The 24,051-nt window shown below is 60.5% G+C and carries 22 protein-coding genes and 4 tRNA genes; 10 read left to right on the top strand and 16 right to left on the bottom strand.

Going from position 1 to position 24,051, the window contains the following annotated elements; translation table 11 throughout:
• Window positions 1-79: 79 nt before the first annotated feature.
• Together tig and QP977_RS10065 are read right to left on the bottom strand one after the other, a co-directional pair.
• On the bottom strand, window positions 80-1,543 hold the full coding sequence (tig, locus tag QP977_RS10070) for a trigger factor (protein ID WP_083295680.1): 1,464 nt from the start codon (window positions 1,541-1,543) through the stop codon (window positions 80-82).
• Window positions 1,516-1,592: transfer RNA gene (locus QP977_RS10065), tRNA-Pro, on the bottom strand. Before QP977_RS10065 ends, tig begins: the two co-directional genes overlap by 28 nt.
• A 563-nt stretch (window positions 1,593-2,155) precedes the next feature.
• Between QP977_RS10065 and QP977_RS10060 the strand changes: the two genes are divergently transcribed.
• Together QP977_RS10060 and QP977_RS10055 are read left to right on the top strand one after the other, a co-directional pair.
• Window positions 2,156-2,230, top strand: a tRNA-Gly gene (locus QP977_RS10060).
• 186 nt (window positions 2,231-2,416) lie between these two features.
• The gene (locus tag QP977_RS10055; RefSeq protein ID WP_048735147.1) at window positions 2,417-2,629 is read left to right on the top strand and encodes a hypothetical protein; all 213 of its coding nucleotides are present in this window, start codon (window positions 2,417-2,419) and stop codon (window positions 2,627-2,629) included.
• A 38-nt stretch (window positions 2,630-2,667) separates the two neighbouring features.
• Here QP977_RS10055 and QP977_RS10050 read toward each other — a convergent pair whose 3' ends face one another.
• The 4 genes from QP977_RS10050 to QP977_RS10035 all read right to left on the bottom strand — a co-directional run bounded on the left by QP977_RS10050 (window position 2,668) and on the right by QP977_RS10035 (window position 7,277).
• A complete protein-coding gene (locus QP977_RS10050; protein ID WP_141764319.1) occupies window positions 2,668-4,188 on the bottom strand; it encodes an alpha/beta fold hydrolase in 1,521 nt (506 codons plus the stop codon).
• Window positions 4,189-4,448: 260 nt separating this feature from the next.
• Window positions 4,449-5,756, bottom strand: a complete 1,308-nt coding sequence (locus QP977_RS10045) for an MFS transporter (RefSeq protein WP_016422298.1) — start codon at window positions 5,754-5,756, stop codon at window positions 4,449-4,451.
• On the bottom strand, window positions 5,753-7,087 hold the full coding sequence (locus QP977_RS10040) for a glycoside hydrolase family 1 protein (protein WP_242458658.1): 1,335 nt from the start codon (window positions 7,085-7,087) through the stop codon (window positions 5,753-5,755). Before QP977_RS10040 ends, QP977_RS10045 begins: the two co-directional genes overlap by 4 nt.
• A 43-nt stretch (window positions 7,088-7,130) precedes the next feature.
• Complete coding sequence (locus QP977_RS10035) at window positions 7,131-7,277, bottom strand: hypothetical protein (protein WP_242451370.1); 147 nt, start codon at window positions 7,275-7,277, stop codon at window positions 7,131-7,133.
• Window positions 7,278-7,649: 372 nt separating this feature from the next.
• Between QP977_RS10035 and QP977_RS10030 the strand changes: the two genes are divergently transcribed.
• Both QP977_RS10030 and QP977_RS10025 read left to right on the top strand, forming a co-directional pair.
• Window positions 7,650-7,883 carry a hypothetical protein gene (locus QP977_RS10030; RefSeq protein WP_048734899.1) on the top strand — a complete coding sequence of 78 codons (234 nt, stop codon included), beginning with the start codon at window positions 7,650-7,652 and terminating at the stop codon, window positions 7,881-7,883.
• A gap of 146 nt (window positions 7,884-8,029) precedes the next feature.
• Complete coding sequence (locus QP977_RS10025) at window positions 8,030-8,908, top strand: DUF1542 domain-containing protein (protein ID WP_284847276.1); 879 nt, start codon at window positions 8,030-8,032, stop codon at window positions 8,906-8,908.
• 16 nt (window positions 8,909-8,924) lie between these two features.
• Here QP977_RS10025 and QP977_RS10020 read toward each other — a convergent pair whose 3' ends face one another.
• Both QP977_RS10020 and QP977_RS10015 read right to left on the bottom strand, forming a co-directional pair.
• Entirely contained in the window at window positions 8,925-9,542 is a 618-nt protein-coding gene (locus QP977_RS10020) for a DJ-1/PfpI family protein (RefSeq protein WP_147719139.1), read from the bottom strand.
• 111 nt (window positions 9,543-9,653) lie between these two features.
• On the bottom strand, window positions 9,654-10,127 hold the full coding sequence (locus QP977_RS10015) for a ribose-5-phosphate isomerase (protein ID WP_070857118.1): 474 nt from the start codon (window positions 10,125-10,127) through the stop codon (window positions 9,654-9,656).
• Window positions 10,128-10,359: 232 nt separating this feature from the next.
• Here QP977_RS10015 and QP977_RS10010 point away from each other — a divergent pair, with 232 nt between their 5' ends.
• Window positions 10,360-11,562, top strand: a complete 1,203-nt coding sequence (locus QP977_RS10010; RefSeq protein ID WP_070827903.1) for a TIGR04053 family radical SAM/SPASM domain-containing protein — start codon at window positions 10,360-10,362, stop codon at window positions 11,560-11,562.
• A gap of 27 nt (window positions 11,563-11,589) precedes the next feature.
• On the opposite strand, the gene QP977_RS10005 is transcribed toward QP977_RS10010, so the two are convergent.
• A complete protein-coding gene (locus QP977_RS10005; protein WP_016422291.1) occupies window positions 11,590-12,234 on the bottom strand; it encodes a mycothiol-dependent nitroreductase Rv2466c family protein in 645 nt (214 codons plus the stop codon).
• A 129-nt stretch (window positions 12,235-12,363) separates the two neighbouring features.
• On the opposite strand from QP977_RS10005, the gene pepN reads away from it, so the two are divergent.
• Both pepN and QP977_RS09995 read left to right on the top strand, forming a co-directional pair.
• Window positions 12,364-15,066: an aminopeptidase N gene (pepN, locus tag QP977_RS10000; RefSeq protein WP_284847275.1), complete on the top strand. Its 2,703-nt coding sequence runs from the start codon at window positions 12,364-12,366 to the stop codon at window positions 15,064-15,066.
• 67 nt (window positions 15,067-15,133) lie between these two features.
• Window positions 15,134-15,532 (top strand): globin, encoded by a 399-nt coding sequence (locus QP977_RS09995; RefSeq protein WP_049193747.1) that lies wholly within the window; start codon window positions 15,134-15,136, stop codon window positions 15,530-15,532.
• Window positions 15,533-15,550: 18 nt separating this feature from the next.
• On the opposite strand, the gene QP977_RS09990 is transcribed toward QP977_RS09995, so the two are convergent.
• From QP977_RS09990 to QP977_RS09970, 5 genes are all read right to left on the bottom strand, one after another.
• Window positions 15,551-16,354: a DUF8185 domain-containing protein gene (locus tag QP977_RS09990; RefSeq protein WP_049189871.1), complete on the bottom strand. Its 804-nt coding sequence runs from the start codon at window positions 16,352-16,354 to the stop codon at window positions 15,551-15,553.
• Between the two features lie 6 nt (window positions 16,355-16,360).
• Window positions 16,361-16,804, bottom strand: a complete 444-nt coding sequence (locus tag QP977_RS09985; RefSeq protein WP_016422286.1) for an acyl-CoA thioesterase — start codon at window positions 16,802-16,804, stop codon at window positions 16,361-16,363.
• Between the two features lie 135 nt (window positions 16,805-16,939).
• Window positions 16,940-18,610: an energy-dependent translational throttle protein EttA gene (ettA, locus tag QP977_RS09980; RefSeq protein ID WP_016422285.1), complete on the bottom strand. Its 1,671-nt coding sequence runs from the start codon at window positions 18,608-18,610 to the stop codon at window positions 16,940-16,942.
• 285 nt (window positions 18,611-18,895) lie between these two features.
• Window positions 18,896-19,456 carry a single-stranded DNA-binding protein gene (locus tag QP977_RS09975; RefSeq protein ID WP_049170979.1) on the bottom strand — a complete coding sequence of 187 codons (561 nt, stop codon included), beginning with the start codon at window positions 19,454-19,456 and terminating at the stop codon, window positions 18,896-18,898.
• Between the two features lie 232 nt (window positions 19,457-19,688).
• Window positions 19,689-21,836 (bottom strand): bifunctional copper resistance protein CopD/cytochrome c oxidase assembly protein, encoded by a 2,148-nt coding sequence (locus tag QP977_RS09970; protein ID WP_049170976.1) that lies wholly within the window; start codon window positions 21,834-21,836, stop codon window positions 19,689-19,691.
• 86 nt (window positions 21,837-21,922) lie between these two features.
• On the opposite strand from QP977_RS09970, the gene QP977_RS09965 reads away from it, so the two are divergent.
• A tRNA-Arg gene (locus QP977_RS09965) sits at window positions 21,923-21,995 on the top strand.
• A gap of 58 nt (window positions 21,996-22,053) precedes the next feature.
• Here QP977_RS09965 and QP977_RS09960 read toward each other — a convergent pair.
• Both QP977_RS09960 and QP977_RS09955 read right to left on the bottom strand, forming a co-directional pair.
• On the bottom strand, window positions 22,054-22,698 hold the full coding sequence (locus QP977_RS09960; protein ID WP_016422282.1) for a TetR/AcrR family transcriptional regulator: 645 nt from the start codon (window positions 22,696-22,698) through the stop codon (window positions 22,054-22,056).
• A 95-nt stretch (window positions 22,699-22,793) separates the two neighbouring features.
• Window positions 22,794-22,982 carry a hypothetical protein gene (locus QP977_RS09955; RefSeq protein WP_042388509.1) on the bottom strand — a complete coding sequence of 63 codons (189 nt, stop codon included), beginning with the start codon at window positions 22,980-22,982 and terminating at the stop codon, window positions 22,794-22,796.
• On the opposite strand from QP977_RS09955, the gene orn reads away from it, so the two are divergent.
• Window positions 22,981-23,634 carry an oligoribonuclease gene (gene orn, locus QP977_RS09950; protein WP_016422281.1) on the top strand — a complete coding sequence of 218 codons (654 nt, stop codon included), beginning with the start codon at window positions 22,981-22,983 and terminating at the stop codon, window positions 23,632-23,634. The two genes, QP977_RS09955 and orn, sit on opposite strands and share 2 nt — an antisense overlap.
• 142 nt (window positions 23,635-23,776) lie before the next feature.
• Window positions 23,777-23,852, top strand: a tRNA-His gene (locus QP977_RS09945).
• Window positions 23,853-24,051 lie beyond the last annotated feature (199 nt).

The following is a 24,051-nucleotide window of genomic DNA, read 5'->3' as shown; positions in this document are numbered from 1 at the left end:
CCGTCCCTTTGTTTCAGGAACGGCCCTTGTTCGCTATAAGCGTTGCAGCATAAGGAATGCGTCGCGCTAACGGCGGGGCTTACTCAGCCGAGTTGTCCTCAGCCTTGTCGGACTCAGCCTTCTCAGCCTCAGCTTCGACCTCACCGAAGTACTCGTTCAGATCGATTTCGTTGCCCTCAGTGTCCTTGGCGGAAGCCTTCAGGATCGAGGTGGCCAGAGCCTTGCCGCGGCGAACGTCTGCAAACAGGTTGCCGAGCTGGCCGGACTGCTGAATCTGCTGGATGAACTGGTTCGGGTCCATGCCGTAGGACTGAGCAGTGAACAGGATGTGGTCGGTGAGCTCCTGCTGGGAAACGTCCGGCTGGATCTCCTCAGCCAGTGCATCCAGGAACAGCTGGGTGCGAACAGCTTCCTCAGCGGACTTCTTGGAGTCCTCGTCGAACTGCTCACGAGTGGTGCCCTGGGCCTCCAGCATGGAGTTCAGAACCTTCTCGTCGCCGCCGAACTGACCCAGCAGCTGCTGCAGCTGGCCCTCGACCTGCTCCTTGACAACACCCTCCGGAAGAGCGATTGTGGTCTGCTCCATTGCGGCAGCCAGGACCTTGTCGCGGACCTGCTGAGCCTGTTCGCCCTTCTTGGTGTTCTCGACCTGGCGTGCCAGGTCTTCCTTCAGCTCCTCGATGGTGTCGAACTCGGAAGCCATCTGAGCGAAGTCGTCGTCAGCTTCCGGCAGCTCGCGGACCTTGACGGACTGAACGGTAACGGTGACCTGAGCGTCCTCGCCCTCGTGCTCGCCAGCAACCAGCTTGGTGGTGAATTCCTTGGACTCGCCCTGGGACAGGCCAACAACAGCCTCATCCAGGCCGTCAATCAGATCGTCGGAGCCAACCTGGTAGGACAGTCCCTCGGTGGAAGCCTCTTCCAGCTCTTCACCGTCGATAGTGGCGGACAGGTCGATGGAGACGAAGTCATCCTTCTCAACTGCGCGCTCAACGCCGGTCAGGGTGCCGAAGCGAGCGAGCAGGTTCTGCAGCTCAGCCTCAACAGCTTCCTCGTCGGCGACCAGCGGGTCAACCTCAACTGCGATGTCCTCGAACTTCGGCAGCCCAATCTCCGGACGGACGTCGACCTCAGCGGTGAACTCGACGAGCTCGCCGTCTTCCAGCTTGGTGATGTCAACCTCAGGCTGACCGATAACCTTCAGCTCCTCCTCACGAACGACCTCGTCGTAGCGGGACGGAACCATGTCGTTGAGCACCTGCTCCAGGATTGGGCCGCGGCCGAAGCGGGCCTCAATCAGCTTTGCCGGTGCCTTGCCCTTACGGAAGCCCGGAATCTGGACCTGCTGAGCCAGTGCCTTGTAGGCATTGTCGAACTCTGGCTTCAGCTCGTCAAACGGGACCTCGACGGTAATCTTCACTCGGGTCTCATTGAGCTTCTCAACGGAAGACTTCACTGGTGCACTCTCCTGCAACTCGATGATTAATTCATAGACCACGGGAGTGCCCGTGATACTGGTCGGGGTAGCGGGATTTGAACCCACGGCCTTCCGCTCCCAAAGCGGACGCGCTACCAAGCTGCGCCATACCCCGTATGCGTCATTCGAAACCTAGCAGAAACCCCTTTGGAGCATCTGCACCGGGGCCCTCATAGTCGCGAAATCGCGTTTCCACAACGGACCCGTATAGATTTACCTGACGATTAACGAAATCACAAAACCACGCGTTCAACCAGGCCATTACTCTGTCTGAAAACGCTTTACGACGCCATCGAGAGCCAACCTGCCAACTACTACTGGTTTCATGAAATCCATGCATATCACAGGGCGTTTGCATCACCTCGGCACTGCTTTTGGCGGCCTCGTTTACTGCAAACACTCCATTCGTCGGCCGACCCTCCAAAGAAGCCGCCTAAAACGACTGCCCCTTTGTTGAGTCGTGTGACAGTGTAATCAACGGCTATACGCCTGTTTCATATACCCCATATTGCTTTAGTTTCATTTTCTGTTTTTCCCGGCCACAGCCACTTTTCTTTAAATCCTTCGAGAAAAACCTGGCATCGATTTTTGTATGTGCGCTTTAACGAGTTAATATGCCTTGTACCAAGACACGGTCTGGTTGAGGCGAGTGCGCATCTAAACCGGATTTCTGTCTATGGGGATGTCGTATAGTGGCTAATACCTCAGCCTTCCAAGCTGAAGACGCGGGTTCGATTCCCGTCATCCCCTCCATGTGAAAGCACCCTCCGGCCAGCGTCGGAGGGTGTTCTTCTTTTTGACGGGATCCGTCCCGAAATCCGTCACAGGCATGTCACGACCGCGTGCGCGCGTCACGGTTTCATACAGCGTCGGTAACAAGTCGGTGGCACTGTCATGTCGGGTCTTTTGCCGTCGTCACGCACAACTAGTCCCGGCGGCATGAATCCTCGCATCATCGACAAGGACACCGGCGTCGAGCTGTGGACCGTCGCCGAATGCGCGGAGTTCACCGGTACCGCGCGCGGCACGTTCACCAGCTATGCGGGCCGTGGCAAAGCGCCGGTGCCGGCGGCGAAGCTCCACGGGCTGAACCCGCGGAACTCCGACGACGTGCGCGAGTGGCAGAAAGGCCACGAGGCGAAGGGCAAGTAGCCGGCCCAATCTCGGACCGGTCAGCCCGGCATGACCGGTCAGCCCAAGTAGTGGGCGGCGACGACGTTGGCGATCTCGTCGGCGTCGTTGTGGGCGACGAGCACGCCGTGGCCGTGGCCCGGCAGCTCGATGAGCTCGCCGCCCATGACCGCCTGCATCGCGCGGCCGCCCGTGCCGGTCACCGCCGCATCGCGGTCGTAGTGGAGCAGCAGCGGCTTCGACTCGAGGGCGTCGCCGCTGAGTTCCACGGCAGCGCCCTGCCCCGGCCAGCCGAGGCATAGCTGCCCCGACGACAGCGCATCGGCGTTGAGGCGGAAGATGTCGCCGCCGGTGAACTGGTCGAGGTACGTGCGGGGAATGCGGGACGGGTCGGCGGCGGTGACGTTGTCGTTGCAGATGATCGCCCGCTCGATGGTTCCCATCGCCTCGGTCTGCGCCATCATGTCTTCCGGGGTCACGCCCTCGGGTAGTTCGGGGGTCTCCACCTCGCCGGTGACCACGGCGTCGGCGATGTCGGGCCACATGCTCTCCGAGTACGTCGCCGCGAAGGTCTGCTGCAGCAGCACCGACTGATTGCCGGCGCCGGGGCGCATCAGGTTCGCCGCGAAGGAATGGCTGCGCCACGCGACGGGCAGAACGCCGTCGGCCAGCTGCATGAACGCCTCCGGGTCGTCGGCGAAGGCGGCGGGCACGTCGCCCACCTGCGTCGGCGGCGGGTAGACCTGACCCGGCGCGCCAACCTCCTCGTTGATGCGCTGCGACCAGCGCGCGTACACCTGCAGGGCGGTGGTGCCCAGGCCGTACTCGTCGTCACGGTCGGCGATCCACTGGAACATCGCGTTGAGAGCCTCGCGGCGCCACGGCTCGCGCGAGTCTCCGAGCCGAAAGTAACGGTCGGCAGGATCGACCGAGGAATCCAGCACCATCCGGCCCGTCTTGTCCGGGAACAGGGTCGCGTACGTGCTCATCAGATCCGTGCCGTAGGACAGGCCGTAGAGGTGCATGACGTCCTGGCCGAGCACGTCGCGGACATGGTTGAGATCGCGAGCGGTGTTCTCCGTGGTGATGGTCGCCGCGTATCCCGGTTCATTGGCTTCGCAGGAGGCGTACATCGCGCCGACCTGCCCGGAGAGCAGACCCGTCATCGGGATGTCCGCCACGTTGCAGTTCAGCGGGGTGCCCCAGGCCAGGCCGCGCGGCTCGACGGCGATGAGGTCGAAGTGCTCCCGGACGGCGGTCGGCATCCTCACGGCCTCGTCGGAGAACATTCCCAACGCGTCGCCGCCGGGGCCGCCCGGATTGCCTGCGATGACGCCACGGCGCTCCCCCGTCGCCGGAACCCGGCTGACAGTGAGGGAAATCGTCGCGCCCTCCGGGTCGGAATAATCACGTGGCATGTCGATGTCCGCGCACACGGTGCCCGGCGCGGTCATCGCCGCGGTCGGGCACGCGCCCCAGTCCAACCCGCCGAGATCGGCCGGACCGGCGGAGCCGCCGGCCGACGCCTGCGGCACCGACAGCAACGTGCCCGCCAGCGCGAGCGCCGTGACCGGGGCCAACGCCCTGCGGACGAAGGACGTCCGGGACGACGGGGCCGCTGAGACTCGGCTCGCGGACCGGGCCTCGGCACCGGTCTCCACAGAGGAGACGGCGGGGGACGCTGCGCCGAATGCGGCGGGGGACAACTTCTTCGTGGGGCGCACGGGGATAAACACCTTTCATCGACTGCAACGAACGGTATCAAACCGTAACGCCGACCGCACGCCGTTCAAGGCACGAAGATTAAGGCACCGGCCGCACGCTGTTCAACGCACGGAGATCAGGGCACGGACCGCACCCGGTACACCAGCACCGCACCGACGGCGGTGAGCGCGCCCGCGAAAACGTACAGGCCGGGGTACCCGCCGAGGTTCGCCAACGCGAAGGCGGCGAGCACCGGGGCGGCCATGTTCGGGCCGGCGACGGCGAGGTTCATGACGCCCACGTCACGCCCGCGCTCATCGGCCTTGGGCAGCACCTGGTTGATCAGGGCCTGATCGACGGCCATGAACACGCCCCACGACAGACCCAACAGCACCGCCGCGCCGACGACCATGGCGAAGCTCCCGGCGAACGCCATGATCGCGCAGGCCCCGGCGACGCCCATCGACGACAACGCCACGAACACCCGGCGCTTGCCCATCTTGTCGGACACTTTGCCCGACAGGATCGCGGTGACGATGACGCACAGGGCATACGCGCCGGTGAGGACGAGCACGCCGGCATCCGGATCGGGGTGGCCGATGTGATCGCGCAGGTAATAGAACAGGTAGAACAACGCGACCGAGTTGCCCGTGGTCACCAGGAACCGGGCGATGAACACCCACGTGAAGTCGCGGTAGAGCCCTCCGGGCACCTCGGCGACGGCGGGCACCACGGCGTCAGCGTCCCCGCCGGCGTCGTCAAGCACCGGAGATGCGGCCGCCTGCGACCGCACCCGGGACACGTCGCGGAAGCCCGGCAGGAACTGGCCGATGAGCACCAGCAGCAGCGCCGCGGTGACGATGTACGCCAGCCCCAGGTCGAACACCGTGGCCACGACGGTGCCCAGCACCACGCCGAGGGTGTACGTCAGCCCCAGCACACCCGAGACCACGCCGTACTGATTGTCCGGCACCGTATCCGGCGCCACCGCCTGGGCCGCGTTGATTGACGCCGCGATGGCCAGCTGGAACACCGCCCACCCGATGGTCAACGCCATGAAGCCCGGCGCGGCGCCCAGGAACACCAGCGACCCGGCCGCCGCCAGCCCGCCGAAGAGGATCCACGGGGCGCGGCGGCCCCAGCGCGTGTCCGTGCGGTCCGACAACCACCCGGCCAGCGGATGCCCGATGATGGAGAAGAACCCGCCGACCGCCATGAGGAGCGCGAACTTCTCCTCCTTCTCCCCCGGATGCCAGATGAGGATCTGCTGCGCCAACAACAGCTGCGTCGGCGCTGCCCACGAGATGTTCTGCCCCAGGTACAGCAGGCCGTACCGCACGATCCAGCCGGTGGTCACCGGCGTGCGCTGGGCGGGGTCGGCGGTGAAACGCCCGACGTCGGAGATGGCGCGTTCGGAGGAGCCGGCGTGTTCGGAGGAGCTCATCCCTGCACCCCATCCGGCTCCGGCGGCTGCGCCCGCACGTTGGGGTCGGTGTGTTCGTCCGCGACGGGGTAACGACGGCCTGCGGTGTAGCGCCGGTGCAGCTCCGGGGTGATCCGCCCGGTGCGGGCCAGCTCGGCCAGCAGGTGGCCCGACGGCTTCATCGTCCGTTCCTGCGTCTCGTAGTCCAGGTGGACGATGCCGAATCGCGGCTCTTCGCCGTCGGCCCATTCCCAGTTGTCCACGAAGCACCAGTGGTACCAGCGCTCGATGGGCACGTCCGACTCGGCGATGGCCCGCAGGTGCTCCAGGATGAACCGCGGCCGGAACGACTCCAGCCTGCGGTCGGCAGCCCCGGCGTCCGGGTTGGCGTAGTCCCCGGCCGGATTCGGCTTTTCGACGCCCGCGTCCACGCCACCGACCGACAGCTCCAGATCGCCGAGATCGCAGGTGCCGTTTTCGGTGATCCAGACCGGTCCGCCGAAACGCTCGTTCAGGTCGCGGGCGCATTCGACCAGGCCCTCGGGGTGGATTTCCCACCCGAGGTCGTTGACCGGAGCCCCGACGAAGGTGCCGTCGTCGAACTTGTCGACGGCCGTGCGCGAGTAGTAGTTCAGGCCCAGGAAGTCGTGGTGGCGGCCCGACGGCAACCCGCGGCCGACCTTCGCCCCGCCCAGCAGCGGATGGAACTTCCCCGCCAGATGCGCGTCGGCGACGATGTCCTGGAACAGATGCCGATTGATCCGCGCCAGGCCGCGGTGGATGGGGTTGCGCGGATTGCGCGGCGCGAACGCCCGTGCGTGGTGGGCGATGCCGACCTTCGCCCGATCCCCCTGGATGCCGTGGATGACCTCGTAACCGCGGATGTGGGACACCGCCATGTTGCGCAGCACGGCCATCGTGTCGCCCCACGAGCGGTTGCCCGGCGGGCCCGAGCGGAACATGTGCGCCTGGGTGGCGTACACGTTCGGCTCGTTGACGGTGATCCACTCGTCGACGAGGTCGTCGAGCGCCCGCACGGTCGTCTCCGCATAGCGCAGGAAAGCCGCCGGCGATTCATCGGAGGTGAAGCCGCCGCGCCGAGCGAACCAGAGCGGATTGACGAAGTGATGGAGCGTCACCAGCGGACGAATCCCCTTGTCCCGCAGGTCGGCAATCTCCTCACGGTAGCGATCCAGCACCGCATGGTCGAACTCCCCCGGCCGCGGTTCGATACGCGCCCACTCCACGCCGATGCGAGCGATGGGCAGACCCAGCGACGCCATGAGCTCGTTGTCCTCCCGCCACCGGTTCCAGTGGTCGGTGGCGCGCAGCGGGGTCGAACCATCGGCGATGTTGCCGGGCTCGCGGGCCCAATCGAACCAGTCGTTGTTCTCGTCACCGCCCCTCGATCTGCCCGGCGGCCGACGCCGTGCCGATCAGCAGACCCCGCAGATCGACGTCGTGATGCAACGGCTTCGCGAGCGGCGACGTGCGCGGCTGAGGATGGAGAGTTCGGTCATTGGCAGGCACATTGGTTGACATGCCGACATCCTATGTCACACATCACGCCTAGTTTTTGGTTTTCCAACAAAATGTTATGGGTTTCGCGCGTCGACGGGGTCGTCGTAAAGCAACCGAGTAGAGCAACCGGATCGTTCGCGAAAAATCCGCTCCCCCTGGAACGAATCGGAGCCCCGGCCCGTTGTTGACGATGTCCCCCCAAAAAAATCAAAAATCACGTTAGGAACCCCACTTGTCAGCCTTCTAAGCTGAAGACGCGGGTTCGATTCCCGTCATCCCCTCCACGCAACCGGGCGCATTGCTCCCGGTTTTTACTTTCTGAGCCGACGTCCGGGGACCAGAAATTCTTCTGACCTCTGTTCAGGATCCAGTGCTACGGGTACTCTGGGCACCATGAAGCCCACCATTATCGATGCCGATACTGGACACGAACTATGGACCGCGGTCGAATGCGCTGCTTTTTCCGGCACCGCACGTGGCACTTTCACCAGCTACGCTGGCCGCAAGAAGGCTCCTGAACCCGTCGCGAAGCTTCATGGGTTGACCCTGTGGGATTCCGAAGAAGTTCGCGCATGGCACGCCAATCGGAAGAGCCGCACCAAGAGCACCGACTCCGCCGAATCATAGATACCTACCCATACCCAATCATTTCCTGGTTCCCGAGCTACATCTGTCGGACAGATATGTAAGCTCGGGAACTTTTTTCGCTCTACATGCGTTATCTCAAGTAATTACAAGCAGTACCCGCAATTTCCTTTTTGGAGGCCTAGCCCATGGGGGCTTTAATTCTGATCGCGATCACCGTCGGCGGCGCAATTATCATCGCGTCGATGGCTCAAAACCGTTCAAACAGGGCCTTTGATGCTCGCCAGAACAATCAATTGGAAGACGCCGTCGCAGACGCCCGCCGATGGATTGAGCGACTGGGCTCACAGGTATTGAACCTGGCTGGCACCGATTCGGCTTCCACGCAGGCTCTTGCTGACGCATCCGAGCGCTACAATGCCGCTTCCTCGCAGATTTCTACTGCGCGCACCCCGGCACAGGCGCGAATGGCCCGCGAATCGGCGCTGGAGGGCCTGCACTACATCAATGCGGCTCGCGAAATTATGGGCCTGCCGGCGGGGCCGACACTGCCACCGCTGGAGGGTCAGAAGGCCGCTGGTTCTGTGACCGAAACTCGCACCATTGAGCACGAAGGCCACTCGGTTACCGCCTCTCCATACGCCACCCCGGAAACTCCGAACTACTACCCCGGTGGTCGTGTCGCTGGCCGTCCGGTTCCGGCCGGTTGGTACTCCGAGCCCTGGTGGAAGTCCGCGCTCCGCACCGGTGTCTGGACCGCAGGCTCGATGCTGCTGTTCTCTACCCTCTTCCACGGTATGGCCGGTGTTGCCTACGGCGCTGATGAGTTCGCCAGCGGCATGGGCACCGGCGCTGACGACTTCGGCGGCACCGAGGACTTTGGAGCCGAAGACTTCGGTGGCGACGATTTCGGTGGAGATGACCTTGGCGGCGACTTCGGTGGCGGCGGTGCAGATGCCGGTGACGCAGGCGACGGCGGAGGCTTCTTCGACGGCCTCTTCGGTGGCGGCGACGGCGGCGGCGACGGCGGATTTTTCGACGGCGGATTCGACGGTTTCGATATTTAGAAAAAGCCCGGCGCCGCTATTTCGCTAAATCCGCAAAAGGATCGACAGTGCCGTCTGTCTGAGGCCGATACTCAATTTTTCTGGCGGCGAATCGACCAGCTTCCTTGCCAAGGATGCTGCTAATTAAAGCAACAGCCATATCCATACCTGCTGCGACTCCTGATGAGCTCCAGCGATCTCCGTCTTCAACCCATCGAGCCGCTTTCACCCACGTCACTTCGTTTCCGAACGAGGTAGCCCAATCAAAAGCCAACTTATTACTAGTTGCCCGCTTTCCTTCAAGTAGCCCAGCCGCAGCTAGCAGTGCCGACCCCGTGCAGACCGATGCCACTAACCGCGCCCGGGACCCGATGTGCTTAAGCCAGTCCAAAAACTCTGCATCCTCAACTAGTGTTCTGCTCCCTGCTCCACCGGGCACCAGGAGAATATCGACTGCCTCGAGTTCAGCGGTGCAGCGCGTGGCGATAACCTCCGCCCCCTGAGCGCTGGTTATCGAACCGGCAATGTCGGCGACATATTCGACCTCAATCTCTGGGACATGACCAAAAAGGCCAACCGGCCCAAAAACGTCTAAGAGTTCGAACCCGGGGAACAGTACAACAGTTACTCGGCGGTGTGCTTCCGGATTTGCCATAGGCCAATTCCTACTCCGCCTAAGCACACGATAGGGGCTGTTTCCAGAATATTCTGGAAACAGCCCCTATCCTTTCCTATACCTATCCCCCAGATGGAGAACAGTGGCCTCTTAAGCCTTCGGCAGCTCCGGGGCGACGCCAGTGTTTTCGTACTCTGCAAGAATGTCGATGCGGCGCTGGTGGCGCTCCTCCTCGCTCCACGGCTGGGAAACGAAAGCATCGACGATGGCCAGAGCCTCTTCTTCAGAGTGCATACGACCGCCGAGGCCAATCAGCTGAGCATTGTTGTGCTCGCGGGCAAGCTTTGCGGTCTCCACCGACCAAGCCAGCGCACAACGAGCGCCCTTGACCTTGTTAGCAGCGATCTGCTCGCCGTTACCGGAACCGCCGAGCACGATGCCCAGGCTGCCCGGATCGGCGACGGTACGGGAAGCCGCCTCAATGCAGAATGCTGGGTAGTCATCTGCAGGGTCGTAAGTGTGAGCGCCGCAGTCAACGACGTCGTGGCCAGCCTTCTCCAGGTGGGCCTTAATCAGGTTCTTCATTTCAAAACCGGCGTGGTCTGCACCAAGGTAAATACGCATGGCAGCAAGTTTAGCGGTTCCCACGGATTCCACGGCGTCTGCACCCGTTTTAGGTAGTGCTTGACGACGTCCCCCTGCGCAGCCGAATAGGGTGAAAAGTGACTGTATTTGCGTCTCAGCACGTCTTCGAAACCGGAAATTGGGTGCTTTTACCGTGTCTCCTGCGCCGCAAGCTCACTTCCAAGTCGATCCGGAAGCCCATGGCTCCCATGGGAATCATCACGCACCGGCGGTGCGAACGGTTCGACATGACATCAATAAGAAGCCATTTATTGTCATTTGGGAGGTCACACGGGCTTGTGGCTTGGTCTGCAAGCACTGCCGTGCAGATGCACAGCACGAGCCGCATCCTCACCAGCTTTCGACCGCCGAGGGCAAGATGCTGCTGGAGACCTTGGCGTCGTATAGCAAGCCGAAGCCGCTTGTGGTGCTCACCGGCGGCGATCCTTTTGAGCGCGATGACCTAGAAGAATTGGTGCGATTCGGCACAGAGCACGGTTTGAATATGTCGCTGTCTCCGTCGGTGACTCCGCGGTTGACGCCGGAACGGATTCAGTCGCTGCGTGAGGCCGGAGGTAAGGCGATGTCGATGTCGCTCGATGGCGCGACCGCCCAGACCCATGATAAGTTCCGCGGGTTTTCGGGGACTTTTGAAAAGACGCTTGAAATGGCTCCGCACATCAACGAGGCCGGTTACCGGCTGCAGATCAACTCGACCCTGACTAAGGGAAATATCCATGAGGCACCAGCGCTGCTGAAGACCGTCATGGAGATGCAAGCCAAGATGTGGTACGTCTTTTTCCTCGTTCCCACTGGTCGCGGCGCAGATTTGGGCGCATTGTCACCAGAGGAACGCGAGGATGTTCTGCACTGGCTATCGGATGTGTCCAACCGAATTGCCATTAAGACGACGGAGGCGCCGCAGTATCGGCGCGTTGTCATGCAGCAGGAGGAAGCAAAGGAAAAGGGTCTGCCATCCTATGAGGGCGGCGCGCTCTACCGCTACTTGACCGAGGAAACGACAAAGCTGCTCGGCGCTGAACCGGAAAAGCCACGCCGACCGCGCTCCCCCATGGCCGTCAATTCCGGGTCAGGTTTTGCCTTCATTGACCACATCGGCGACGTCTACCCCAATGGTTTCCTGCCGTTGCACTGCGGTAATGTAAAGGCAACACCCTTCCAAGAGATTTATTCCAACTCGCCGGCTTTTAAGGCTCTCCGCGATCCTGATAATTGGCACGGCAAGTGCAGCGTCTGTGAATACCACAGCGTATGCGGTGGATCCCGCTCGACTGCTTACGCTTTGACCGGGGATTACACGGCATCCGATCCGACATGCATCTACATCCCGCCACGGTGGGCTGCCATGAGCGAAGAAGAACGGCAGGCCTCCACCGGGCAGAATGCCGAAGCTGGGGCCGCTCAGGTTTCTTAGCCGCATGCCCCAGCTGCTACAGGTTTCTTAGTCGAAGCGCGGATCCTCAGTGCGAGAGCGCTTAATTTCGAAGAAATACGGATAGCTGGCGACGGCAACCGAGCCGTCGAAAATCTTGCCGGCTTCTTCGCCGCGTGGGATACGGGTAAGCACCGGACCGAAGAAGGCAACGTCGTTGAGCTTGACCACCGGAGTGCCGACGTCGTTGCCGACCTCCTTCATGGCCTCTGCGTGGTTTTCACGCATGAGCTCATCGAACTCGGTAGTCAGGGCCTGTGCCAGGCGCTCTTCCGGCAGTCCAACCTCTGCGAGGGCTTCCTTAATCAGTTCGTCGAATGCGTGCTCCGGCTCGTCGACATGCGCGTGGCGATCGATGCGGTTTTCGTTGTGAATCTTCGTGCCCAGCGCGGTGTAGAGCTTGTCGACAGCCTCCTGACCATCCTGGGAGAACACTGCATTAAACAGGCGTGCCGGGGTCCAGTTGCACTGCATCATGAACTTGTACTCTTCCGGCAGCTCGTCGCGGCCTTCATTGAGTACCGACAGGCTCATCGGCTTCCACTCGACCTCGATGTCGCGGACCTTTTCGACTTCCTTAATCCAGCGGGATGTCACCCAGCAAAACGGGCAGGAAACGTCGAAGTAGAAAGTGACCTTGTCTCGATTGCTCATGTGAAAGTCCTCCTAAAGCATTGATTGACTTATCAACGACTATAGGGCGGAATTTTTTGGCTCGCATTCATGCATTCCGCGCATAATCGGAGTCTGACTCCAATCCGGGGTCGTGGTTACACTTGTCGCATGACTTCCACGAACCTAACCAGGACCGAAGCCGCCGACCGTGCGGCCATGCTCGAGGTGTCCCACTACGACATCTCTCTCGACCTCACTACCGCACCTGTTGGCGCGCCGCACAGCGCACCAACATTCGCTTCCAAGACCACAATTTCTCTGACGGCGAAGCGCGCTGGTTCCACCTTTATTGACCTGCGTGATGCGGTTGTTAAGAGTGTGACCATCGACGGTGTCGATGCCACGGAGGCCGCTCGTTATGCCAGCGAGACCGGTATTAACGTGGACCTGACCGAAGGCGACCACACCGTCGTTATCGACGCGGACTGCCGTTACACCAACAACGGCCAGGGCATTCACCGGTTCCAGGATCCTGCCGACGGCGAAACATACCTGTACTCGCAGTTTGAAACTGCCGATGCCAAGCGCGTGTTCGCCTGCTTTGACCAGCCGGATTTGAAGGCGACGTACTCAATCCACGTCGTGGCACCGAAGGGTTGGAAGGTTGTTTCCAACTCGGTGGCCAAGACCGGCGCCACCACCGATGTCCACGGCAATGAGGCCGATACCTTCGACTTCTCGGTGGATGTTCCGCTGTCGACGTATCTCGTCGCAGTCTGTGCGGGCCCGTGGCACGAGGTCACTGACTCGTGGACCGGCACTGTCGCACCGCACCCGGAGACCCCTGCCGAGCACCAGCCGGATGGCGAGCTGACCATTCCGCTGGGGCTCTACTGCCGCCAGTCCATCGCCGAGTACCTCGATGCCGACACCTTGTTCAAGGAAACCAAGGAAGGCTTCGACTTCTACGCCAAGCATTTCGGTGAGCCCTACCCGTTCGGTAAGTACGACCAGATCTTCTGCCCGGAGTACAACATGGGCGCGATGGAAAACGCCGGCTGTGTGACCATCCGCGACGAGTACGTCTTCCGCTCCAAGCCCACTCACTACCTCTACGAACGCCGCAACGACACCATCCTGCACGAGATGGCTCACATGTGGTTCGGTGATTTGGTCACCATGCAGTGGTGGGATGACCTCTGGCTCAATGAGTCCTTCGCCACCTGGTCGGCCGCCGCCGCTCAGGTCGAAGTTTCCGATTACAGCCACGCCTGGACCACCTTCGCCAACGTAGAGAAGGCCTGGGCCTACAAGCAGGATCAGCTACCGTCGACGCACCCGATTGCCGCCGATGCCAGCGACATTGACACCGTCGAGCAGAACTTCGACGGCATCACCTACGCCAAGGGCGCATCCACGCTCAAACAGCTGGCCGCCTACGTTGGTCAGGATGCTTTCCTCGCCGGTGCCCGCCTTCACTTTGCCCGCCACCGCTTTGGCAACGCCACCTTCGCGGACCTTTTGGAGGCGCTCTCCGAGGCCTCGGGACGCGATCTGTCCGGCTGGGCCGATCAGTGGCTGACCACCACCGGCATCACCACTTTGGCACCGGAGTTCCAGCAAGAGGACGGCAAGTACACTTCCTTCGCAGTCACGCAGGAAGGTGCCGAGCCGGGTGCTGGTGAACTCCGTGACCACCGAGTCGCCGTGGGCATCTACAACCTGCGCGGCACCGGATCGGATGCCGTACTCGAGCGCACCAAGCGCGTGGAAATCGACGTCCGTGGTGCACGCACCGAAGTCCCAGAGCTGGTCGACACACCAGTTGGCGACGTCGTGCTGGTTAACGACGACGACCTCACCTACAGCATGATTCGCCTGGACGAAGGCTCGCTTGCCACCGTCATCGACAACATCGGCGCTTTCACCGATTCGATGGCGCGCACACTGTGCTGGTCCGCCACCTGGCAGATGGTTCGCGCAGGCCAGATGCGCGCTCGCGACTTCGTCAACCTGGTGCTTCGCGGCATCCCGGGCGAGGATAAGCTCTCCGTCTTGGAGCGCGTCATCGCTCAGGCGGTCAGCGCCGTCAACGTCTACGCCGATCCTCAGTGGGCCGAGTCCACCGGCCGCGATCTGCTGGCTCAGGGTCTGTTGGACTACGCGAAGAAGGAAACCGACGCCGACCGCGCCCTGGTTTTCGTTAACGCTCTGGCTACCGTGGGCTCGTCGAATAGCGACGTCGCCGACGCACTGCGCGCCATCTACGCCGGCGACGCCGACAAGGCTGGCTTCCCCGCTGTCACTGTCGACACCGACATGCAGTGGCGCGCCTTGAAGGCTCTGGTTTCCGCTGGTCTCGAAGGCGAGGAGGCCATCGCAGAGCTTGAAAAGACCGACAATTCAGCACTCGGCGCACAGGCCGCCATCGCCTGCCGCGCCTCCGTGCCGACGCTCGCCAACAAGTCCCGCGTCTGGGCTGAGGCGACTGTCTCCGGCGACGACGCCCCATCGAACCTTGTCATTCGCCACCTGCTGGCCGGCTTCAACGCGCCGGGCTCGGGTGCAGTGCTCGCGCAGGCGCTTGACGACGACTCCCGCGCCACCATCAACGCGGAGCAGTCGGCAACCTCACTGTCGGAGCACTTCTTCGCTGTTGCCAACAGCTGGTGGAAGCAGTTCTCATCCGAGACGGCACAGACGCTGCTCGAGGGCTTCTACCCCACCTGGGAGATCAGTGATGAGGCAATTGCAGCCGCTCAACGTCTGCTCGACAGCGACGAGACTGCATCGCCGGTCAAGCGCATCATCTCTGAGCAGCAGTTCCTGGTGAAGCTCGCTCTTCGCGCCCGCGAGTTCGACGCGAAGTAACAAGTGATTTCGGCCGGCACTTTGGCCGTTATCGTTTTCGTGGCATCAAGTCGATAGACTTGGTGCCATGACAACTGCTCAGACGCTCTTTGACTCCGTCGGCGGCGAGGATGTCTTCAATCGCATCGTCCATGGTTTTTACACGCGCATGCGTTCCGATGACCTCATCGGCCCGATGTACCCCAGCGATGACTGGGAGGGCGCCGAGGATCGACTCCGCATGTTCCTCGTCCAGTACTGGGGCGGGCCGCGTTCGTACAGCGAACAGCGTGGTCATCCGCGCCTGCGCATGCGCCACATGCCGTTTTCCATCGGCGAAGCCGAACGCGACCGCTGGCTGGAGATCATGAGTGCCTCACTCGCAGACATTTCCGATGACGAGCTCCCCCGCCCCCAGCGCGAAGCCATGTGGAACCACATGGTGCAGGTTGCTGACATGCTCATCAACCGCTTCGACGCGCAGTAGGAATTAGGCCCTGCGCCGCTAGTTCAGCAGCGGCAGCACGCCAAAGGACTCGAGCGTAAAGATCGAGCCAAACCGCCCATCCAGCCGGTGCCACCGTCCCTTTGTGGACACGCGCACCGGCTCTTTTTCATCCGGTTGCTCCGGGATAAAGCCCATCGTGCACAGCGCAAACACGTCCCGCATGGTCACGTCCACCACGCTTTTCGACGTCTCCTGCGACTGCCCTTCCCCTGTATCAACAGTGGCTTCACCGGTACCGCCGCTGACAGTGAGAACCTTTTGGTCCAGCAGAGACGGTGGCATGCCCATCGGGCCGGAAGATTCGACGGCGACCGCGCGCCCCTGCTTCTCGAGAGTCCGGAAGGCAGTGGCTGGAACATAGTCGACAACCTGCCATCCTTCCGGCACTGGCAGGAATCCCGGCCAGGAGGACGCCGACTGCGCATGCACGCGGTATGGCATCGCGGTGAGCGAAGCTTCTTTCTCCTCTCCGTCCTCAGCAGTTTTTGCCTGCGCAAAGGCACGCACTGCGATGTCTTTAATCTCCGCGGCGGTGACGATGATGTCGTCGGGAAGCGCGTGCAGCGCAATCGTGCGCATGGCGAGCGGGCCGATTGGGGTCTTCACCCATACCTGCGACATTGCGGGCGCAGCGTTAGGCGCGGACGAGGAACTGATACCAGCGGCGGCGGTCTTACGTACTCGGATGCGTAGCAACGTGCTCTCGTCGAGGGCGTAGGCCTTATGGGCCAGGACGCCCAGGTTCTTCAGGGCATCGGGAGTGCCGAAGGTCAGCTCGGCAGCGGGATGAGAAGTGGTCACGGCGAATTACTTGTCCTGGTCTTCCTTGTTGTCTTCGATTGCGGGAGCTGCAAAACGCTCCAGTTCACGGCGGGCAGACGGGGAGAGCTCGACTGCCTTCGCAGTCTTGAGATCAAACATCACCATCACGGTTTCGAGCACAGCAACGATGTGATCATGCTGGTCGGAGATTGTCTGGCGAAGTGTGAAAGAGGTGCGACCGAAGTTGATGATCTCGGTCTCAACCACAACTTCCTGGGTGTCCGGCAAAATAGCGCGGACGTAGTCAATCTCCAGGCGACGCACCACTGCCGCAGGCATCCCTGCCCCGCCGCCGAGACCGCGCATCACAAAGTCCAGACGAGCCTGCTGGGCGTATTCCAGGAAAGCGGTGTTGTTGGCGTGGCCATACTGATCGAAATCAGACCAGCGGATAGCGACGTTGGTACGAAATGGTGCTGATTCAGTCATACCCAGAACTATAGGCGTTTTCTGGAGCTACGAGCCTGCGAATACGCGAAAGCCCGGGACCTGTGCACTGGTGCGAGCCAGTCCACAAGGTTCCGGACTTTGCCGTTGGCAAAAATCAGATTCGCGCGAAACAGATTATCGGGTCAGGCGACGGTGCGTGACGCGCGACGGGCGTGCAGCCTCCTCGCCGTAACGCTCAATCTTGTTCTTCTCGTAGCCCTCGAAGTTGCCCTCGAACCAGAACCACTTGCCCTCTTCGAAGTTGCCTTCCCATGCGAGGATGTGGGTACAGGTGCGGTCCAGGAACCAACGGTCGTGGGAAATGACCACGGCACAGCCCGGGAAGTTCTGCAGTGCGTTTTCCAGCGAAGACAGGGTTTCGACGTCAAGGTCGTTAGTCGGCTCATCCAGGAGGATCAGGTTACCGCCCTGCTTCAGGGTCAGCGCGAGGTTCAGACGGTTGCGCTCACCACCGGAGAGAACCTTCGACGGCTTCTGCTGGTCCGCACCCTTGAAACCGAATGCAGACAGGTACGCACGAGACGGCATCTCGTTCTGGCCGACCACGATGTAGTCGAGACCATCAGAGACAACCTCCCAGACGGTCTTTTCCGGATCGATGTTTTCACGACCCTGGTCAACGTAGCTGAGCTGAACAGTCTGACCGACCTTGACCTCACCGGAATCCGGCTGCTCCAGACCCACGATGGTCTTGAACAGGGTGGACTTACCCACACCGTTCGGGCCAATCACACCGACGATGCCGTTACGCGGCAGGGTGAACGACAGGTCCTTAATCAGGACGCGGCCATCAAAGCCCTTCTCCAGGTCCTTGACCTCAACAACCTGGTTACCCAGGCGCGGCGGGGTCGGAATCTGAATTTCTTCGAAGTCGAGCTTCTTGTACTGCTCGGCTTCCTCCACCATCTGCTCGTAGCGCTCCAGACGGGCCTTGTTCTTGGCCTGGCGAGCCTTCTGCCCCGAGCGGACCCACGCCAGCTCATCCTTCAGGCGCTTCTGCAGCTTGGCGTCCTTCTTACCTGCAACCTCAAGGCGCTCAGCCTTCTTCTCCAGGTAAGTCGAGTAATTGCCCTCGTACGGGTAGAGCTTGCCGCGGTCGACCTCACAAATCCAGCCAGCGACGTGATCCAGGAAGTAACGGTCGTGAGTCACGGCCAGGACAGCGCCCGGGTACTTAGCCAGGTGCTGCTCGAGCCACAGCACAGACTCGGCGTCCAGGTGGTTAGTCGGCTCGTCGAGAAGCAGCAGGTCCGGCTCGGAGAGCAGCAGCTTTGCCAGTGCTACACGACGACGCTCACCACCGGAGAGGTGAGTAACCGGCTCGTCCGCCGGCGGGCAGCGAAGCGCATCCATTGCCTGCTCAATCTTGGAATCCAGCTCCCAAGCATCAGCGGCGTCGAGCTCCTCCTGGAGCTTGCCCATTTCTTCCATGAGCTCGTCGGTGTAATTGGTGGCCATCTCCTCGGCGATGGCTTCAAAACGAGCCTTCTTCTCGAAGATGTCGCCGAGGCCCTCCTCGACGTTGCCGCGAACGGTCTTCTCCTCATTCAGCGGAGGCTCCTGCAGCAGGATGCCGACAGTGGCGCCCGGCTCCAGGAAAGCTTCACCGTTACTCGGCTGATCAAGGCCAGCCATAATCTTCAGAATCGACGACTTACCTGCGCCGTTCGGACCGACCACGCCGATCTTTGCGCCCGGGTAAAACGCCATGGTGACGTTGTCGAGAATAACCTTATCGCCGTGCGCCTTGCGCACGTTTTTCATCTGGTAGATGAACTCACCCATGGTGGAATTTCGTCCCCTCGTAGAAAGGAAATAAGCAATCCCTGTAGAGGTTACGCATAGGAACCAAAAGGCACAATCTACATGGGCGTACCCGCAATCCTTTCCCACCAAAATCTCTGCCAGGCTCCTAGCAAAACTAGCTGCGAGATAACGCTGCCGAATCGTATGCGATCCCTCCCCTTTCTCAGCAGCGTCACCTCACGTGCAGTAATTACCCCTCCCCTCTTTCCGCTCTTTCAGCGGCTCCCCCTCATTCCGCTCTACAACGATGTACTGGCTCCTGGGTTAGAACGGCGCACTGACTCCTGCATCAGCCATTTCTCGCTGCTCCGAACTAGCTGCACCTGTGTTCCCCGCCTCACCAGCGCCGCCCGTACTAGCAGTGAAGGTGCGCACGGCCCCGGCCTGAGACGCAACTGTCTCAGTAACCGAAGCTTCCGAATCCCCAGTCGATGACTCACCAAGACCAGTCGGCGACTCATGCGGCTTCTCAGTCATAGTCTTCACCGTTGCCAGGTGACGGCGCAGATTCGGACCTACCGCCTTAGCAATGATCTTCTGGCGCTGATGCTTCGTACCATCATCGCCCTCCCAGCGATCCGTACGAACGTGACCGTGGACAATGACGGCTTGGCCCTTCCACACCGTGTTATTCACGTTCTCGGCGAGCTTGCCCCAACATTCAACATCAAAATATGACGTCTCCGACTGCTCCCAACCATTCTCCCCCTTCCATGACTTGCTGGATGCCACAGAAAACTTGCAGACCTTTGCCCCAGAATTGGTATTTCGATTTTCCACATGATGGACCACATTGCCCACCACGGTAATAACTGCCTCAGACATCGGGCTCCTCCCCCAAAGAAAGCGTTTACCTACTGCGGCCGAATAATTCGAAGGTGTCTCATTCGTGCCGTGCCAATTACTTTTCCGGCTTCGAGAAACAAATGAAAGAGGTACATAAAAAGCCTGTGGATAAGTTTGTCGAAAAGACAACTATCCACAGGCTACGTATGAAGTTGAGGGGCGAAGTCGCGGCAATCCTCGTCGTCAAGCATGCAAAATCAGCTTAACGACGCTACCTTCCGCGCCTCTTCGAGGCATCAATCGGATTATCCATGTGCACCGGATGCTGCGCGTCAACCTCCGAGGTGTAGTAATCGCGCTCATCCTCGCCGCCAACACCGACCTGCTGGCTCATGCGAGCGAGCATTTCGTTGTAAGCGGCCAACTCCTCATCATTGTTGCGGTCCGCGACGCGGTCGTAGCGGGCTGCATCCTTTTCATCGGAACGCCGCCACTGTACAAACAGCGCAACGGTGACGATGTAGAGCGGAACCTCACCGGCAGCCCACGCGACGGCACCACCAACGTTCTGATCTTCCAGGAGATTCACTGCCCAAGGGAGATCCAGGCTGGCGTAGTAGGTCTCGGCAAGCACCTGCTGCGACTGCATCAGCGAAATACCGAACCAAGCGTGGAACGGCAACGACCCCATCAGCGTGACCAGCTTGACCGACGGCTCAATCTGCTGTGGTGCAGCATCGACACCGATAATGACCCAGTAGAAGATGTAACCGGAGATCAAGAAGTGGATGTTCATGAACACGTGGCCCGCGTGCTCATCAGCCAGGAAGTCGTAAATCGGTGTCATGTAGAGCAGGTAAAAGCCCGCGACGAACTGCACCGTTGCCACAACCGGGTGCGTGAGGAAACGCGACACCGGGTTGTTGATGAAGACCACCAGCCACTCACGAATACCAGGCAGACCATCGCGGCCGGCCGGCTTCAGCGCACGCAGCGCGAGCGTAACTGGGCCGCCCAGGACCAGCATGACCGGAATGCCCATGGAGTAAAGCATGTGGGCGATCATGTGAACCGAGAACAGAGCCGGCATGTACACGCCCAGCGCGCTGCACGAAGTAAACAGCAGCGTGGCACAGCCGGCGAGCCACCACAGGGTGTTGGACAGCGGCCAGGTACCGCCGCGCTTCTTCAGCAAGTAGAGCCAGTACAAGTAAATCCACGCGGCAATGATGGCGGCAGAGCCGAAGAAGATGTCAAAGCGCCACTGCGTGAACATGGCCTCCCAACCGAATGGGATCTCCAGGTTGTAACCTAGCTTGACCTGCATCTGCGTAATCGACGGCAGGCCCTCACCGCCGGCCTGCTCAGAGAAATTCGGTGGCGGCGGAGTACGGCCCAGAGCTACGGCAACGCCGATTGTCAGCGCCATGATGATGACCTCGACAATGGCCAGACGCCAGAATGGACGATTCGACTGAGCGCGCTCAATCTCCGGAATGGTGATCTTGCGGTGCACATAGCCGCATAGGCCCAGCAAGATAGTGAGAACGGCCTTGACCAGCACCATGATGCCGTAGTTGTTGCTGACCAGGTCAGACCAGTCAATGTTGATGGCTGCGTTAATGAAGCCGGAGGCAGACATGGCGATGAAAGCCACCAACGCCACGAAAGAATAGCGCTTCACTACCTCTGGCATCCATTCACCGCGACGACGCGCGTGGCCAACCAGCGCCATCAAACCGCCGACCCAAAACACAGTGAAGGTCAAGTGCCAGATGTAGGAGTTAGTGCCGTAGTCATGGGCACCACCGGAGGCATTGTGGCTTACAACCGCCAGCGGCATCATCGACACCAAGCTGATGGCGAAGAACACCGGCTGCCAAATCCACTTACGAGTCAGCGATGAACCAAGCGCCACAATGCCCGCAAAAATAGCTACCCACAGCCACGCCAAGCCCTCCTTGGTCTGCTCCAACGACACAGCCCAGTTACTCAGCTGAATCGTCGTCGACAGCGGCTGGCCCGACACATCGGAGAGCACCAGCGGAATCTCCATCAGCGCCATGAGGCCCCAGCCGAGCATGGCCCACATACCCGTGCGGGATGCCGTGTAGCCGTCGAGGCCCAAAGTGCCGTCGGCACGCTGCTTCGTACCGAAAGCGGCGAGCATAAACGAACCGACACCGAGGCAGGCGAGCAGCTCACCGGCCGCCTTCGCGAACGGGAACCCGAAGGTGGTGATTGTGCCGGGATCGGGAATACCCAACGTGGCGCGCGAATCCATGTTGAACGCCATCGAGAGCAAACCAGCTAGAACGCCGCCGATAAGTACAAAAACAACGTACCAACCAGCAGATTTACGGACTTTCTTATCCTTGCTAACAGGCGGAGAGGTCTCGGCCTTGGTCGTGGCAGTCATAGCCCTAAGCTTAGCGACCAAAGTCCCTAGAACAGAACCGGTTGTGATTGGCTACATTAGAGACGCTACAATGCTTTTCTTAGCTAGCCTCCATAGCTCAGTGGACAGAGCAGTCGGCTTCTACCCGATTGGTCGAGGGTTCGAATCCTTCTGGGGGCGCGTTTTCTACCCCCGTCTTGAACTGGTTTTATACCAGATGCAGGCGGGTTTTTACTTCTTAGTTCTTCTTGTTATCCGCAGGATCCGGGCGCAAGTAGCGGTCAACCATGTCGACGACCTCTTCGACAGATTCCTTGTCTAGCGTCGCGTCCTTGCCATCCGGGCGCCACACCAGCACCATCGTCTGAATCAGACGGTAAATGTTGCGCGCCAGCAGATATGGATCGTGCTCGCGAATAGTGCCGTCTTCCTGCCCGTGACGGACACCGGGGAGAATGAATTTCTCCACAATTTCCAGCTGTGTATCGCTCATCTCTCCAGTGAGCGCTTCTAAGACACGGTCGGGATCTGTCTTGACCAGGCCAGGGAAAAAGTCACTTTCGATGATGCGTTGAACGACGATTCGAATACGCAGCAACATGCGAGCGCGCGAATCGCCAGGGACATAGCGGAGCCCCTCAAGCATGTGCAGGATTTCGCGGTTGGTCACTTCCCCCAGAAGCTCACCAATGTCAGCGTATCGACGATATACGGTCGGACGCGAAACTCCTGCCTTGCGAGCAATTTCTGCAATCGAAGTCCTACGCAAGCCCACAGTCATTACGCTTTCGCGCGCAGCGGCAATGATGACATCATCGACGGATGGTTTCTGTGCCGCAGTGGTGCTTTGAGCAGCGTCGCCAACACGCCTCGTCTCATCCATGTAACTATTTCTCCCGTTGGAATCCGAACTCAGAAGTAATTTTATCAGGCAAATAGGTCGATTTAGTTCATGCCCCGTTGTCCAATTCTAAGATCTTACTTTCCAGTTAATTTCGTTTCCCCCACAATTCGCTCCACAAACCACACGGCAATCCACACGCCCGACCACAGCACAATCCACATCGCTAAGCTGGGCGTAGTCAGCGTGTGCCCCACAGCCCAGTCCGGGCACAAAATAAGGCGCACTGCAGAATCATGCCGAATCTCAGCGAAAGGTGAAATCATGGCTCAGCCCGATCCCGACCTCCAGCTCTCCCCTGAGCTCGACCGCATCGTGTGGATTGACTGTGAGATGACGGGCCTCGAACCCGAGCGCCACGTCATTGTCGAAATCGCGGCTCTCGTCACCGATGCCAACCTCAACGTCCTCGGGGAAGGCGTGGACATCGTCGTGCACGCGTCCGAGACCGAATTGGCGCAGATGGATGATTTCGTCACCAAGATGCATGCGAAGTCCGGCCTGGATCAGGAAATTCGCGACAGCAAGACTAATGTCGCCGACGCCGAACAGGCTGTTTTGGACTACATCCGTCAGTGGGTTCCCGAGCCGCGCACCGCCCCACTGGCAGGCAACTCGATTGCCTCCGACCGCAAGTTCATCCACCGCTACATGCCAGAGCTCGACCAGCACCTGCACTACCGCATGATTGATGTCTCTTCCTTCAAGGAACTTGCCCGCCGCTGGTACCCCCAGGTCCTCAAGGGCGCTCCAGAAAAGGGTCTCGCTCACCGAGCTCTTGCAGATATCAAGGAGTCGATCCGCGAGCTGGACTACTACCGCCGCGCCATGCTTCTGCCCCACCCCGGCCCCGAAGGCGACGCTATTTCTGCCGCAAGCAAGGAATCGACGGAAAAGTACGGTGAGATTCGCGGCTAGCTCGCTTTACGACGACCCAAACCCCACCCTTTCCCAAATTTATCCGGGTTGACCTGCTGTTTTTGTTTCCAGCCCACTGTGGGCTACCATATAGTTCGCTGCAGAGATGAGCTGAGAATACAGCTCCTTTAATGCGGTAATGGTGACTGTAGTTCAGTTGGTAGAGCACCAGGTTGTGATCCTGGGTGTCGCGGGTTCGAGTCCCGTCAGTCACCCCAAGTAGAACCCTCGGCCAGGTTTTTCCGGGCCGAGGGTTTTTGTGTTTCCGCCTTAGCAACTGCGTTTATGGTTGGCGGCGGCGGGCCAATCCAAGTTACTGACTGCGTTTATGACAAAAATGGCCTGGTAGGGTCAGGCGGTCATTGCATCATGGATAACACCAGAGATTACCTCCCGGGGAGTTAACCCGTCGAGCAC

This window comes from Corynebacterium sp. MSK012, from assembly GCF_030232435.1.
GTDB lineage: Bacteria > Actinomycetota > Actinomycetes > Mycobacteriales > Mycobacteriaceae > Corynebacterium > Corynebacterium jeikeium_D.
Note: the sequence above shows the minus strand (reverse complement) of the source record. Positions and strands in the feature narration are given on the sequence as shown.

Excerpts from the sequence above, each read along its gene's own strand:
- QP977_RS10055 (WP_048735147.1), top strand. The coding sequence starts at position 2,417 with ATGAATCCTCGCATCATCGACAAGGACACCGGCGTCGAGCTGTGGACC.
- QP977_RS10045 (WP_016422298.1), bottom strand. The coding sequence starts at position 5,756 with ATGAGCTCCTCCGAACACGCCGGCTCCTCCGAACGCGCCATCTCCGAC.
- QP977_RS10035 (WP_242451370.1), bottom strand. The coding sequence starts at position 7,277 with ATGTCAACCAATGTGCCTGCCAATGACCGAACTCTCCATCCTCAGCCG.
- QP977_RS10030 (WP_048734899.1), top strand. The coding sequence starts at position 7,650 with ATGAAGCCCACCATTATCGATGCCGATACTGGACACGAACTATGGACC.
- QP977_RS10025 (WP_284847276.1), top strand. The coding sequence starts at position 8,030 with ATGGGGGCTTTAATTCTGATCGCGATCACCGTCGGCGGCGCAATTATC.
- QP977_RS10020 (WP_147719139.1), bottom strand. The coding sequence starts at position 9,542 with ATGGCAAATCCGGAAGCACACCGCCGAGTAACTGTTGTACTGTTCCCC.
- QP977_RS10015 (WP_070857118.1), bottom strand. The coding sequence starts at position 10,127 with ATGCGTATTTACCTTGGTGCAGACCACGCCGGTTTTGAAATGAAGAAC.
- QP977_RS10005 (WP_016422291.1), bottom strand. The coding sequence starts at position 12,234 with ATGAGCAATCGAGACAAGGTCACTTTCTACTTCGACGTTTCCTGCCCG.
- pepN (WP_284847275.1), top strand. The coding sequence starts at position 12,364 with ATGACTTCCACGAACCTAACCAGGACCGAAGCCGCCGACCGTGCGGCC.
- QP977_RS09995 (WP_049193747.1), top strand. The coding sequence starts at position 15,134 with ATGACAACTGCTCAGACGCTCTTTGACTCCGTCGGCGGCGAGGATGTC.
- QP977_RS09985 (WP_016422286.1), bottom strand. The coding sequence starts at position 16,804 with ATGACTGAATCAGCACCATTTCGTACCAACGTCGCTATCCGCTGGTCT.
- ettA (WP_016422285.1), bottom strand. The coding sequence starts at position 18,610 with ATGGGTGAGTTCATCTACCAGATGAAAAACGTGCGCAAGGCGCACGGC.
- QP977_RS09975 (WP_049170979.1), bottom strand. The coding sequence starts at position 19,456 with ATGTCTGAGGCAGTTATTACCGTGGTGGGCAATGTGGTCCATCATGTG.
- QP977_RS09970 (WP_049170976.1), bottom strand. The coding sequence starts at position 21,836 with ATGACTGCCACGACCAAGGCCGAGACCTCTCCGCCTGTTAGCAAGGAT.
- QP977_RS09960 (WP_016422282.1), bottom strand. The coding sequence starts at position 22,698 with ATGGATGAGACGAGGCGTGTTGGCGACGCTGCTCAAAGCACCACTGCG.
- orn (WP_016422281.1), top strand. The coding sequence starts at position 22,981 with ATGGCTCAGCCCGATCCCGACCTCCAGCTCTCCCCTGAGCTCGACCGC.
- QP977_RS09955 (WP_042388509.1), bottom strand. The coding sequence starts at position 22,982 with ATGATTTCACCTTTCGCTGAGATTCGGCATGATTCTGCAGTGCGCCTT.